Here is a 12,819-nt window from a genome sequence, read left to right on the forward strand (position 1 = left end):
CAATATGACCGATGGGCGTCCCGCGCACATCCTGATCGTCGAGGATGAACCCAAGCTCGCCGCCGTGCTCGAAGCGTATTTGCACCTCGATGGTTTCGCCACCACGATTCTCGACGACGGCCATCAGGTAATGCCATTCATTCGCTCGACGCCTCCCGCGCTGATGCTGCTCGACCTCATGCTGCCCGGGCGCAACGGCATGGATATCTGCCGCGAGCTACGGCAATTTTCCGCATTGCCGGTGATCATTCTGACCGCGCGCATCGACGAGATCGACCGTCTGCTGGGTCTCGAGATCGGTGCCGACGATTACGTCTGCAAACCGTTCAGCCCACGCGAAGTGGTGGCGCGCGTCAAGGCGATCCTGCGCCGGGCCACGCCTGCTGCAGCGGTTGCGACGGCGGACGGCGTGCCGCAAGCGCCGCAGGGTCTGGAAGTCGACGAGCAGTTTCATCTCGCCTTACTCGACGGCAAGGAACTCAAGCTCACGCCGCTTGAGCTGCGGCTCCTTGCACTGCTGATGAAATCGCCGGGACGCATTTTTTCGCGCGACTATCTGCTGAGTCATCTCTATGCGGATCACCGGGTGGTCACCGACCGCACCATCGACAGCCATATCAAGAACCTGCGCCGCAAGCTGCAAGGAGCCCGGCCTGACAGCGAGCCGATCGCGTCCGTGTACGGCGTGGGCTACCGTCTGGAAATCTGATCAATGTGGGCGGATGCCTCGATGCCGTCCTGATTCGCCGCCACCGATTTTCGAACTCAGCTCGTTTGCCCCGCCACCGTTGTGTCAGGCGGCGGACTCCATTGCGCGAACTCCTCGCTCAGAAAGTCGACACACACCCGCACTTTCGCCGACTGAGCGAGCCGCGCCGGGTACACCGCCCACAGGTTCGCGGGTTGCGTGACGTCGGGAAGAATCTGCTGCAACTGGCCGCTGTCGAGCAAGGGCCGCACGTCCCACATCGAACGCAGCACAATCCCGCGCCCGGCCAACGCCCATTGCACCGCCACTTCGCCGTGATTGGTCGACAACGGTCCTGTGACCTTGATCGACGCCGCTTCGCCACGCACCGTCAAGCGCCATAAACCGAAGGGATGGTCGCGTTCCTTGATCGCGAGACACGCATGCGAGGACAGATCGGCGACTTGCCGCGGCGTGCCGTGCCGCGCGAGATAGCCGGGCGACGCGCACAGTACGCGATGATTCGACGCGAGCCGTTTGGCAATCAGATGCGGGGCGATCTCGTCGCCGATACGGATATCGAGGTCGAAGCCCTCGCCACCCACGTCGACGAGACGGTCGAACAGATCGAGCCGCACGCTCAGTTGCGGATAGCGCTCGGAGAACCGGGCCAGCGCGGGCGCAACGAAACGGCGGCCGAAGCCGAAACTGCTGGAAATGCGCAGCTTGCCGCCAGGAATGCGGCGCGTGGTGGAGACGTCTTCCACCAGCTGGTCGACGTCGTCGAGAATCTTTTCGGCCCACGTGTAGACACGTTCACCAGCCTCGGTAATCGCTACACGCCGGGTGGAACGATGCAATAAGCGCGTACCGAGCGTAGTCTCGAGCACATTGATGCGTTTGCTGACGTAGGCCGGGGAGACCGACAGCGCCTCCGCCGCCGCGCTGAAACTCGATTTGCGCGCCACCTCGCAAAACACGCGCAAATCGCCGAGATCGGGTGACGGGACGGCATTCATAGGCAGCTGGTTTGTACACGATTCGTGCACAGTGGCTTAACTAAAGCAGTCATTTTAAGCGTAAACAGCAGGAATAAAATAACCGTTATCGAAACTCAAACGTCCCAATGGAGGAGCAGGAACATGGCAAAGACCTATCGGATCGCGGTCATACCCGGCGACGGCATCGGTGTCGAGGTGATGCCTGAGGCGATTCGCGTGCTGGACACGGTAAAAAAACGCTTCGGTATCGAATTGGAGTATCAGCAAATCGAATGGGCGAGCTGCGACTACTACGCGAAGCACGGCAAGATGATGCCGGACGACTGGAAAGCGCAATTGCAATCCGCCGACGCGATTCTGTTCGGCGCGGTCGGCTGGCCCGACACGGTGCCCGACCATATCTCGCTGTGGGGCTCGCTGCTGAAGTTCCGCCGCGAATTCGATCAGTACATCAATCTGCGCCCTGCGCGCCTCTTCGCCGGTGTGCCTTCGCCGCTCGCGGGCCGCAAGGCGGGCGACATCGATTTCTGGATCGTGCGCGAAAATACCGAGGGCGAATATTCGTCGGTGGGCGGCGTGATGTTCGAAGGCACCGAGCGTGAGTTCGTGCTGCAGGAATCCGTGTTCACACGGCACGGCAGCGAGCGCGTGCTGAAGTTCGCATTCGATCTCGCGCAGCGGCGCGAACGCAAGAAGATCACCGTGGCGACCAAGAGTAACGGCATTGCGATCAGCATGCCGTGGTGGGACAAATGCGCGGCCGGCATCGCAGCGCAGTATCCGGACGTGACGTGGGACAAGCAGCACATCGACATTCTCTGCGCGCGCTTCGTGCTGAACCCGGACCGCTTCGACGTGGTGGTCGCCACCAATCTGTTCGGCGACATCCTCTCCGATCTCGGCCCTGCCTGCACGGGCACGATCGGCCTTGCGCCCTCGGGTAATCTGAATCCGGACCGCAAGTTTCCCTCGCTGTTCGAACCGGTGCACGGTTCGGCGCCCGACATTGCCGGCAAGAACATCGCCAATCCGATTGCAATGATCTGGTCGGCTGCGATGATGCTCGATTTCCTCGGCAATCACGAGGGCAAGGAACGCGAGGCGCACGACGCGATTCTCGCCGCGATCGAAGCAACGCTGATCGAAGGTCCGCATACCGGCGACCTCGGCGGCAAGGCGAACACTACGGAAGTTGGCCAGGCCATCGCGGCTAAACTCGCCTGAGCCTGTCGATCCCAACCCTCTGCGAGGTCACTTTCGAATGAGCACCGAAGCCTATCCCATCGAAGTCGCATTCCCCGATATTTCGGTTCACGAACAATCGTCATCGGGTATTGCCTACCTTCATACGTTCGACTCGGGTGAACCGGGTCCGCATGTGATGATCACCGCGCTCACGCACGGCAACGAAGTGTGCGGGGCGATCGTCGTCGACGAACTGTTGCGCCGCGCGTTAAGGCCGCGTCGTGGACGCCTCACGCTCGCCTTTGCGAACGTCGCCGCTTATCAGCGCTTCGATCCCGCGAAACCCGACGCGGCGCGTTTCGTCGATCAGGACTTCAATCGCGTATGGACCGCGGCGGCACTCGACGATACGTCGCGCACGTCGAGCGAACTGGCTCGCGCTCGCGAAATGCGCCCGGTGATCGACACGGTCGACATGCTGCTCGATCTGCATTCGATGCATGAAAAATGCAAGCCGCTGATCGTGGCGGGACCGCTGCAAAAAGGCATCGACCTTGCGGTACGGCTCGGCACACCCGCCACGGTGATCTGCGACGAGGGCCATCCCGAAGGCCGCCGCATGCGCGATTACGAAGGTTTCGGCAGCGCGGATAGCGCGAAAAACGCGTTGCTGATCGAATGCGGCCAGCACTGGGAACGCAGCGCGGTGGGTGTGGCGCGCGACACGACCGCGCGCTTCCTGCTGCTGGCCGGCGTGATCGACGAAGCCGATCTGCCTGACGGCTGGCTCGCACCGCTGCCGCCTGCCCAGCACATCGTGCGCGTCACGCAGCCGGTGGTGGCGACCAGCATGGACTTCCGTTTCGCGGCGCCCTATACCGGCCTGGAAGTCTTTCCGGATGCCGGCGCGGTGATCGGCTGGTCGAACGGCGAAGCGGTGGTCACGCCTTACGACAATTGCATGCTGGTGATGCCGTCGCTGCGGCAATTGCGGCCCGGGGTCACGGTCGTGCGGCTGGGCAAGATCGAACGAACCGTGCCGAATACCGGCGCAAGCACGACCTGAGACACAAACACGAGTGGCCGATGAATCGGCTCAAGCACATTCAAAAAGGTAACGTGAAGATGAAGGTACAAAGCATCAAGCAAAGCGTGAATCTGCAGAATCTCGACGACTGGGGCACGGCAGGGCTGCCCGGCACGACGCCGCTACATATCTCGGGCGTGCAACGCGTCATCAAGGGCAGCGAAGCCGTCGACACCGGTATTTTCGAATGCACGCCAGGTACGTACCGCCGCGCGATCAGGCAGGCCGAAGTCATGCACTTTCTCGCGGGGCGCGGCCGCTTCACGCCCGATAACGAAGAGACCGTCCATTTTGAAAGCGGTGACACACTCTTTTTCGAAGCCAATACAGAGGGGCTTTGGGAAGTCGAAGAGACTATGCGAAAGGTTTATGTGATTTTTTAAGCAACGCCTGAAAGAATGACCTGAGTGGCGCCGCCCGGCGCTTGCTTACCCCGCTCCCTTCTTTGCGTTCCACGCCCGGCGCAGCTTGCGCCGCGGCATCCGCTGGCATTCCGGCGCCCGCCCCACCAATTCGACGTACATCTGCAACATGCTCGGGTAATCCCGCGTTGCCCCTCCTTATCAAACTGCTTACAGTGCCGCCTGTTCGTATAATGAATCGTAGTTCTATATACGAACACCACCGATAAAAAAATTTCGACGACCGGGTCGCCCAGATCTTCTCGCAGGTCAGGCAGGTCGAATTGGAGAGCACCGCATGAATCGCAACATCACAATGACCCGGATCGCTTGCGCGATCGCAGCGCTGGCCAGCACGCCCGCATTCGCACAAAGCAGTGTCACGCTGTACGGTATCGTGGATACGGGTATCGGCTATCAATCCAGCCAGGCGCCGTCTCTCGGCTCCACATCGGGCGGTAAATCCGCCGTCAAGATGATCAATGGCGTGTGGGCCGGCAGCCGCTTCGGCCTGAAGGGCGGAGAAGATCTCGGTGGCGGCACCAAGGCCATCTTCCAGCTGGAATCCGGTTTCAATTCCACCACCGGCGCACAGCAGTATACGAACGCGATGTTCGGCCGCCAGGCCTGGATCGGCGTGACGAACCCGACCTACGGTACCTTCACCGCGGGCCGTCAATACACCGCGTACTACACGCTGCTGTCGCCGTATAGCCCGACTACGTGGCTGACCGGCTACTACGGCGCGCACCCGGGCGACGTCGACGCACTCGACACGATCTACCGCGCCAACAATTCGCTGGTCTATACGTCGCCGAAACTGTACGGCTTCACGTTCAGCGGTTCGTATTCGGTGGGCGGCGTACCGGGCAGCCTGAACCGCGGCTCGACGTGGAGCGGCGCGATCCAGTACCTCAACGGTCCGCTCGGCGTGGCAGTCGGCTTCATGCGCATCAACAATTCGACGCCGGGCGGCGGTGCGTACGGCGCGGATTCGACCGTGTCGAACAACGGCACGCAACCGGGCGTCTCGGCTGTCACCAACGGCTATCAGACGGCACAGGCGCAGCAGCGCTTCGCGGTCACTGGCGGCTATAACTTCGGTAACGGCTGGGACGTGTCCGCGGCATACTCGAACGTGCAGTACATTCCGGGTGTGGGCTCGAGCTTCCGCGATACGGCGATCTTCAATACGGCCGGCGTCGTGCTGCACTGGAAGCCGACGGCCGCATGGGACTTCGCGACCGGCTACAGCTACACGCGCGCCACGAAGGCGAACGGCATCACGAGTTCGGCGCAATACCAGCAGGTCAACCTGTCCGAGTACTATGCACTGTCCAAGCGCACCGGCCTCTATGCGCTGCAGGCGTTCCAGCGCACCAACGGCAACACGCTCGGCACGGCGGGCTCCGGCCACGTCATCACGGCCACCGCTACCATCGGCGACGGCTTCCAGAGCGCGCCGTCGTCGTCGCGCAGCCAGTTCGCTGCCGGCGTAGGCATCGTGCATCGCTTCTAAGCGGCGTACGATCGTAAAAGAAAGGAAAGGCTTGCCGCGACGGCAAGCCTTTCCGCATTCAGCAGTGAGGAGACCAACATGAGCCGCAGCACCGCCGTGAACGTTCAAACGTTTATCAACGACCATCCCTTCTCGCCGTTCCAGTGGCTCATCTTTTTCATGTGTTTCATCATCGTCCTGCTGGACGGTTTTGACACAGCGGCGATTGGTTTCATTGCACCGTCGCTGATCTCCGAATGGGGCATCACCAGGCCGGCGCTCGCGCCAGTGCTCAGCGCGGCGCTGTTCGGCCTCGCGTGTGGCGCACTCGGCTCAGGGCCGTTGTCCGACCGGCTCGGCCGGCGCTCGATGCTGCTCGGCTCGGTGCTGCTGTTCGGTGTGGCCTGCTTCGCTTCAGCGTTCTCGAACAGCATCGAACACCTGACCATCCTGCGCTTCGTCACCGGCGTCGGCCTCGGCGCGGCCATGCCGAATGCCGTGACGATGATGGGTGAGTACTGCCCCGATCGCCGCCGCGCGACCGTGATCAATCTGATGTTCTGCGGTTTTCCGCTGGGTGCGGCCTTCGGCGGCTTTCTCGCCGCGTGGATGATTCCGCACTTCGGCTGGCGCAGCGTGCTGGTGCTCGGCGGCATCACGCCGCTGTTGCTGCTGATTGTGCTGGTGCTGAAGATGCCGGAATCGGTCCGCTACATGGTGGCCAACAGCCAGCCGCTCGAACGGATTCGTGCGGCGCTGGCGCGTATTTCGAGCGAAGCGGCGCAGGCCGGCAGCTTCGTCATGACCGAAACCGCACCGCAAACCGGCGGCAAGGGCATGAGCGTGGTGCTCTCGCGGTCGTACATCATCGGCTCGGTAATGCTGTGGATTGCCTACTTCATGGGTCTCGTGATCTTCTATGCGTCGATCAACTGGATGCCGATTCTGCTGAAGGACGCCGGACTCACGCCGCAACGCGCGACGCTGATTTCCGCACTATTCCCGCTGGGCGGCGTGGGCGCCGTGCTGTGCGGCGTGCTGATGGACCGCTTCAACGCGAACCGCATCATCGCGGCCTGCTACGCGCTGACCGCGGTAAGCGTGTACTTTATCGGCCAGGCGGTCGGCAATGTCGGCGCGCTGGTGTTCATCGTGTTCGTGGCGGGCGTACTGATGAATACCGCGCAATCTTCGATGCCGGCGCTTGCCGCGGCGTTCTATCCGACTCAGGGCCGCGGCACGGGCGTGGCCTGGATGCTGGGGATCGGCCGCTTCGGCGGGATCGCGGGTTCGTTCCTCGTGGCGGAGTTGACGCGTCGCCACTTCACGTTCGGCGGCATCTTTGCGATGGTCGCGGTAGCGGGTCTGATTTCGTGCGTGGCCTTGCTGATCAAACAGGCGGCACGCCCGCATGTGGCGGCGGAGGCTGGTGCGAAAGCGGAGTCGTTTGGGCATTGAAAAGGTCCGAGAGGCGCGGGCGAAAAGCACCGCGCCTCACTTCCCGATACACTACGCCGTTATTTGATTCGTGCGGTTGCCGCGATGGGAAATACCACCGCTTTTGCGCCGTCGTCCATCTAACGACAGGATTCCAGTAATGAAACGCGTAGTTGTATCGGCCCTGCTCGCCCTGGGCCTCGCTCAACCTGCGGTTGAAGCCGTTGCCCAGACAGTCAGCAATCAATGTTTTGCAATCGGCGATATCGCCGCTCAGGTGGCGTCGTGGCGCGCACACAAGAAGACCAAAGCGCAAGCGCTCGATCAGGCGGCAAAGTACTACCAGAATGAAGCCGATCGCCAGGCGGTCTACGGCATCATCGAGAAGATCTACCGCCCCGGCGCACCGCATATGACGCCCGATCAGGCCAGCATGGCGTTCACATCGGACTGTGCGGATCAGCACAAGGCGCAGGCAGCGGCTCATTAACCCCGGAAATCAGCGCGGCTTCTCGCCCCTCAATAATCCAGATGCGGGAAGCCGCATCCCGGGAAAAAGCGCAAGCTAGCGGGGATTGCAGGGGAGTACCTGATAGCTTTGAGTCGCGGGGAGATGTGCCAGTACATTGCCGTCGTTCAGGAATAGAACCTTATCGACACGGGCCGGCCAGTCGGCAGTACATCGGTTGTTGTCGTTGAAATCGGATCGCAACGCAACCCTCTCCGCCAATTGCGGAAGTTCATTCTGAAGCAGGCCCAGGGTTTGACCAGATGCCGAGGCCAGAACCGCGAATAGACACAATAACGCTGCTCGCTTCAAGCGCTTGCACCAATTGTCCAACATAAAAATGACAAGCAATGAAATGCCGCCAAACATCACCACCGCTAGCGAGATGGGGAACATCACCAAGGGCTGAAATACTCCGACCAGCAAGTAGACCGTGGTCAGAAAAATGCCCGTCACAGGAAAGTACCCTGGATCGACTTTGAAATAGGTGTTGAGCAGATCGTTGGAAAACGTCCTGGCGAATATTCCATATATAACGACCGCTCCAGCAAAAAGAATCGCCGTCCACCTGCGCTTCAGCAGACGATCGATCCAGTCTGAATCGATTACCCAAATCAGGAAAATGGCGAACGGGAGAACGATCGACCCCAGAAGCGCAGCCATGCCGACCCAGGGCACTGGCCGGCCGAAATGCGCGCCCACGTAGATCGCGACCAGAAGTATGACCAGAATCCGGGTACTGATCTTTTTGTCATCGATCCAGTCGATGAATATGCGTTTGTCCATTTTCCTTTGATTTTCAATGTTATCGGATCGGGACTACGCTGCCAGACACGTCGGCACCAGCATCGGCCGTTGCAGGTTCGTTCTTCGGGAAACCGCCTGAAAGGACCACATTGAGTAGCGCCGACGCAGCGGGAGCAGGTCCCCGCTGGCTATCGGCGTATTGTGGAAAAACTTTAGGGAAAAAGCGTTACCGCTTGCGAAACGCATCCAGCGACGTCAACGCGTTCCCGTGAAAATCGAACAACGTGTTGTCGTCCCACTGATCGTCCGCGCCGATTTTCCAACCGACATTCGGCGTCGGAATCCATTCCGGTTCCCACCAGAACACCCCCTTGCCGTGGCCGCCGGGTATCGCCTTCACGATGCCCGTCACCGCGCCGATAAACTGCGCCTGGCCGGCCGGTGTTTGCGATTGACGTGTGCGGGCTATGCGTTCTTCCACGCGCAAACGTCGCCAGTTTTCAACTGTGCCTGCCCCAGCACGAACGTCGCATTGGCCGGTGCGGGCGCTTGCACAGGCTCAGGGCCGAAATTGAACGCGAAGGTCAGATCGCCTCGCCGGCGCAGGCGCAAGCCTTCAGCCAGGCGTTGCGTTGCGATACCGGCGTCCTTCGCGGCCTGCTGCACAAGCGCACGATGCAAGCCGTGCGATAACCAGCCCGCCACGTAGCGAACCCTGCCGTGGGTGAGTATTGCCGGCCACGTATCGTCGAATTGCGCATCGACGGTCGTCTCGCCATTGGCACGCACGTGCTCGCGCCAATGCATCGCGATACCTTGCGTATCGCCGATCGAAACCGCCGGCGTGAGTGTCGGGCGCAGCGTTTCGACTTCGAGCACCTGCATCGGCAGAGCGCGTTGCAACGCGCCCGGTGGCAAGCTCGGCGGAATGGCAAACGTCGGGGTCTTCGAGCCGCTTCTCGGCCCAAAGACCCATTGCGCAGAACTCCGCTCGATCTGCTCGACGAGCGCATCGTCGATCACGGCGATGCTCGGCACCACCACCAGCCGGTAGGACGAAAGATCGGCCTTGCTCGACACGATATCGACGTCGAGGCCAAGCTCGCGCAGTGCCTCATAGTAGTCGAACGCCAGCGTCTGATAGTCGAAGTTTTTGCCGTGACGTTGAATCTCGAACATCCACTGCGTCTCGTAGTCGAACACGATCGCGGTAGCCGCGCGTACCGGCGCGCCGAGTCCGGACAGCGCCGCGGACGAAGCAATTTCACGCGCTGCCTGTTGCACTTCGAGGCCGCCGGGCGATAGTTCGTTGTTGGGCAGATTGAGGCCGGAATGCATCTGTTCCTGCGCATACGGACACTGGCGCCAGCGGAAATACGACACCAGTTCCGCGCCATGCGCGAACGCCTCGTAAGCCCACAGTCTGACCATGCCCTTCGCCGGCACCGGATTCCACGGTGCCCAGTTCACCGGGCCGGCCTGCTGCTCCATCACCCAGAAGCGGCCGGCGCCGATCGCGCGATAGCGGTCATGATCGAACGCGGAAACGTCAGGGTGCGCGGTGCGTGCGTAACGCGCTTTCTGCTCTTCCGGCAGCGCGATCGATTCGGTGCGCGCAATCGGATAGCTGTCCCAGGCCGCGACATCGAGCGCGTTGTCTTCAGCGAAACGGTAGTGATCGAAGGTCGCAAAAAAACCCATGAAGTTATGCAGCAGATCCGCACCGGGCGCATGCTCACGCAGAACATCGATCTGCTCGCGATGAAAGCTCGCCACCTCGTCCGACATGAAACGGCGGAAATCGAGCAAATGGATCGGATTCGCGTCGGTGGGCGTGAGGTTAGGCAGCCCGATTGCTTCGAACGACGGGTACTCCATGCTCCAGAACACATTGCCCCATGCCTCGTTTAATGCATCGACGCTCTCGTAACGATGTTTTAACCACGTCTGAAAGCGCGTCAATGCAGCGCGCGAATAGCTCGGCACGGTGTCATGGCAACCGAGTTCGTTATCGGTCTGCCACGCAACGATCGACGGATGCCGGCCATAACGCTTCGCCATTACCGCAACGATACGCACGCACTCGCGTCGATATTCTTCACTGGAAATATCGTAGTGACGGCGCGAGCCGAAGTTCCAGCGCACGCCGTCCGCACGCACCGGCAGCACGTCCGGGTGGGCGTCGATCAGCCACTTCGGCGGCGACGCTGTCGGCGTACCCAGCACGAGTTTCAGTCCCGCGGCGGCTAGTGTTTCAACGGCTTCGTCAAGCCATGCCCAGTCGAATTCGCCGGCACGCGGCTCCATCCGGCTCCACGCGAACTCAGCGATCCGCACATGCATAATGCCGAGTTCGACCATACGTTTCGCGTCGTCGGCCCACATCGAACGCGGCCATTGTTCCGGGTAATAGCAAACACCAAGTTGCATGAGAAAGTCTCTCTAATAAGTAACGACAAACGGGCGATCAGCTCAGCCCTTGCTTGCACCGAACGTCAGACCGGCCACGAAGTGCTTCTGCATCAGGAAGAACATCAGCACCGAGGGCAACGCGGCGAGTACCGAACCGGCGGCGACAAGATTCCATGCTGTCGTCCATTGGCCTTTGAGCGCGGCGACGCCCACGGTGATCGGCGCGGCCTCGTCGCCTTGCGTGAGACACAGCGCCCAGAAGTAGTCGTTCCACACAAACGTGAAGACGAGAATGCCAAGCGCGGCGAGCGCGGGCCGGATCAGCGGCAGCACGATGCGCCAGTAGATCGTCCACTCGCTGGCCCCTTCCACGCGCGCCGCCTCGATCATCTCGAACGGCAACTGCTTGATGAAGTTGCGCAGAAATAGCGTGCAAAAACCGGTCTGGAACGACACATGAAAAATCACCAGCGCCCACACGCTATTGAAAAGACCCACTTTCAGCGCCATGTCGCGCACCGGGATCATCAGAATCTGGATCGGTACGAAGTTGCCGGCCACGAATGCGAACAGCACGGCGGTATTGCCGGGGAACCGATAGGTTGCCAAAGCAAAACCCGCCATCGACGCCAGCACGATCGCGCCGATCACCGACGGCACCGTAATCAGCACGCTATTGGCAAAGTAGTGAAGCATCGGCGTTTGCGTGAGCGCCGTACCGTAGTTTTCGATCAGCGCGAAATGCTTGGGCCAGCCCCAGTAATCGCCTTGCGACAACTCATCCGAAGAGCGAATCGACGTGACGAGCACGGCCAGCATCGGCAGTAGCCAGATCAGCAACGCGAGGGGCAATGAGGCTTTGTATAAGGTGCGATTAAGCGGTTTCCATCGTTCTACGGGAAGCGGATACATGACACGTGACTCCTGGAAATCAGTGTTCTTCGCGCAGCATGCGGCGCAGATGGAACACGATGTAGACGAGCATGATGGCAAACAGCACAACGGCAATCGCCGCGGAATAGCCTTCGCGGTAGTACTTGATCGCCTGGTCGTACATGTAATAGGCGAGCACGGTTGAACTGTCGAACGGGCCGCCGCCGCTCATCACCGCGATCAGGTCGAAGCTGCGCAGCGCGCCGATCACGGTGAGCACCACCGCCATGAACGTGGCAGGCCGTAGTTGCGGAAGAATCACGTGCCATAGCAGACGCACGCCTTTCGCCCCCTCCATGCGCGCCGCCTCGACCACCTCCGGATTGATGCCGGTCAGCCCCGTGAGATAAAGCACCATGCAGAACGGTGTCTGTGGCCAGAGCGCGGCGAAGATAATGCCGAAGGTGACGGTGTGCGGATCGCCGAGCACAGGAATGCCATGACCCACAATCAACCGCAGCAAGCCGAAACCAGGGTCGTAAAACCAGCTGAACACGAGGCCGACCACCACACCCGAGAGCACGAACGGCGCGAAAAACAGCGACTTCACGACCCGCATGCCGCGGATGTGCTGGTTCAGATATAACGCGAACAGCAAGCCGAGCGGCGGCGCCAGCAGAAACAGCGCGAGCCAGATCAGGTTGTTCTGAAGCGCCGTATAGAAGGTGTCCGCATGGAACAGTTCGACGTAGTTGTCAAAGCCCACGAAGGTCTTCGGCGTGATGCCGTCCCAGTTGTAAAAGCTGAGCGATATGCTGCTGATAATCGGGTAGACCACGCACAGGCAAAACAACGCGCAACCCGGCAGCAGGAAGAACAATGCGGCGCGGTGCTGATGACGGCGCGTCGTAGAGACGTGCCGGTGCCGCGCCGCGGGTAGGCGGCGCGCTGCGGAATGAGACATGATCGGGCCTCGTCAGAG

At 61.0% G+C, this 12,819-nt stretch carries 12 protein-coding genes and 1 pseudogene; 7 read left to right on the forward strand and 6 right to left on the reverse strand.

The window, feature by feature from the left end; all coding sequences use genetic code 11:
* The first annotated feature begins 4 nt into the window (after positions 1–4).
* Complete coding sequence (locus tag GH665_RS34260; protein ID WP_153141509.1) at positions 5–709, forward strand: response regulator; 705 nt, start codon at positions 5–7, stop codon at positions 707–709.
* Positions 710–765: 56 nt separating this feature from the next.
* Here the strand turns inward: GH665_RS34260 and GH665_RS34265 are convergent, their stop codons facing one another.
* Entirely contained in the window at positions 766–1,707 is a 942-nt protein-coding gene (locus GH665_RS34265) for a LysR substrate-binding domain-containing protein (RefSeq protein ID WP_153141510.1), read from the reverse strand.
* Between the two features lie 123 nt (positions 1,708–1,830).
* Between GH665_RS34265 and GH665_RS34270 the strand changes: the two genes are divergently transcribed.
* The 6 genes from GH665_RS34270 (at position 1,831) to GH665_RS34295 (ending at position 7,787) form a co-directional block, all read left to right on the forward strand.
* Positions 1,831–2,913 carry a tartrate dehydrogenase gene (locus GH665_RS34270; protein WP_153141511.1) on the forward strand — a complete coding sequence of 361 codons (1,083 nt, stop codon included), beginning with the start codon at positions 1,831–1,833 and terminating at the stop codon, positions 2,911–2,913.
* A 37-nt stretch (positions 2,914–2,950) separates the two neighbouring features.
* A complete protein-coding gene (locus GH665_RS34275) occupies positions 2,951–3,940 on the forward strand; it encodes a M14 family metallopeptidase (protein ID WP_153141512.1) in 990 nt (329 codons plus the stop codon).
* A gap of 59 nt (positions 3,941–3,999) precedes the next feature.
* Complete coding sequence (locus GH665_RS34280) at positions 4,000–4,344, forward strand: cupin domain-containing protein (RefSeq protein ID WP_153142441.1); 345 nt, start codon at positions 4,000–4,002, stop codon at positions 4,342–4,344.
* Positions 4,345–4,660: 316 nt separating this feature from the next.
* Complete coding sequence (locus GH665_RS34285) at positions 4,661–5,881, forward strand: porin (RefSeq protein ID WP_246216460.1); 1,221 nt, start codon at positions 4,661–4,663, stop codon at positions 5,879–5,881.
* Between the two features lie 78 nt (positions 5,882–5,959).
* Positions 5,960–7,318, forward strand: a complete 1,359-nt coding sequence (locus GH665_RS34290) for an MFS transporter (RefSeq protein WP_153141513.1) — start codon at positions 5,960–5,962, stop codon at positions 7,316–7,318.
* A 139-nt stretch (positions 7,319–7,457) separates the two neighbouring features.
* Entirely contained in the window at positions 7,458–7,787 is a 330-nt protein-coding gene (locus GH665_RS34295) for a hypothetical protein (RefSeq protein WP_153141514.1), read from the forward strand.
* 75 nt (positions 7,788–7,862) lie between these two features.
* Here the strand turns inward: GH665_RS34295 and GH665_RS34300 are convergent, their stop codons facing one another.
* The 5 genes and pseudogenes from GH665_RS34300 to GH665_RS34320 form a co-directional block, all read right to left on the reverse strand.
* Entirely contained in the window at positions 7,863–8,591 is a 729-nt protein-coding gene (locus GH665_RS34300; RefSeq protein WP_153141515.1) for a hypothetical protein, read from the reverse strand.
* Between the two features lie 187 nt (positions 8,592–8,778).
* Positions 8,779–8,997: pseudogene (locus GH665_RS34305) on the reverse strand (glycosyl hydrolase 53 family protein); the annotation flags it as partial.
* A 20-nt stretch (positions 8,998–9,017) separates the two neighbouring features.
* Positions 9,018–10,982 (reverse strand): beta-galactosidase, encoded by a 1,965-nt coding sequence (locus tag GH665_RS34310; RefSeq protein ID WP_153141516.1) that lies wholly within the window; start codon positions 10,980–10,982, stop codon positions 9,018–9,020.
* A gap of 42 nt (positions 10,983–11,024) precedes the next feature.
* Positions 11,025–11,876 (reverse strand): carbohydrate ABC transporter permease, encoded by an 852-nt coding sequence (locus tag GH665_RS34315; protein WP_054039330.1) that lies wholly within the window; start codon positions 11,874–11,876, stop codon positions 11,025–11,027.
* 19 nt (positions 11,877–11,895) lie between these two features.
* Positions 11,896–12,801: a carbohydrate ABC transporter permease gene (locus GH665_RS34320; protein ID WP_153141517.1), complete on the reverse strand. Its 906-nt coding sequence runs from the start codon at positions 12,799–12,801 to the stop codon at positions 11,896–11,898.
* Positions 12,802–12,819 lie beyond the last annotated feature (18 nt).

It is taken from the genome of Paraburkholderia agricolaris (genome assembly GCF_009455635.1).
Lineage (GTDB): Bacteria > Pseudomonadota > Gammaproteobacteria > Burkholderiales > Burkholderiaceae > Paraburkholderia > Paraburkholderia agricolaris.

Coding starts and splice junctions, on each gene's coding strand:
- GH665_RS34260 (WP_153141509.1), top strand. CDS start 5: ATGACCGATGGGCGTCCCGCGCACATCCTGATCGTCGAGGATGAACCC.
- GH665_RS34265 (WP_153141510.1), bottom strand. CDS start 1,707: ATGAATGCCGTCCCGTCACCCGATCTCGGCGATTTGCGCGTGTTTTGC.
- GH665_RS34270 (WP_153141511.1), top strand. CDS start 1,831: ATGGCAAAGACCTATCGGATCGCGGTCATACCCGGCGACGGCATCGGT.
- GH665_RS34275 (WP_153141512.1), top strand. CDS start 2,951: ATGAGCACCGAAGCCTATCCCATCGAAGTCGCATTCCCCGATATTTCG.
- GH665_RS34280 (WP_153142441.1), top strand. CDS start 4,000: ATGAAGGTACAAAGCATCAAGCAAAGCGTGAATCTGCAGAATCTCGAC.
- GH665_RS34285 (WP_246216460.1), top strand. CDS start 4,661: ATGAATCGCAACATCACAATGACCCGGATCGCTTGCGCGATCGCAGCG.
- GH665_RS34290 (WP_153141513.1), top strand. CDS start 5,960: ATGAGCCGCAGCACCGCCGTGAACGTTCAAACGTTTATCAACGACCAT.
- GH665_RS34295 (WP_153141514.1), top strand. CDS start 7,458: ATGAAACGCGTAGTTGTATCGGCCCTGCTCGCCCTGGGCCTCGCTCAA.
- GH665_RS34300 (WP_153141515.1), bottom strand. CDS start 8,591: ATGGACAAACGCATATTCATCGACTGGATCGATGACAAAAAGATCAGT.
- GH665_RS34310 (WP_153141516.1), bottom strand. CDS start 10,982: ATGCAACTTGGTGTTTGCTATTACCCGGAACAATGGCCGCGTTCGATG.
- GH665_RS34315 (WP_054039330.1), bottom strand. CDS start 11,876: ATGTATCCGCTTCCCGTAGAACGATGGAAACCGCTTAATCGCACCTTA.
- GH665_RS34320 (WP_153141517.1), bottom strand. CDS start 12,801: ATGTCTCATTCCGCAGCGCGCCGCCTACCCGCGGCGCGGCACCGGCAC.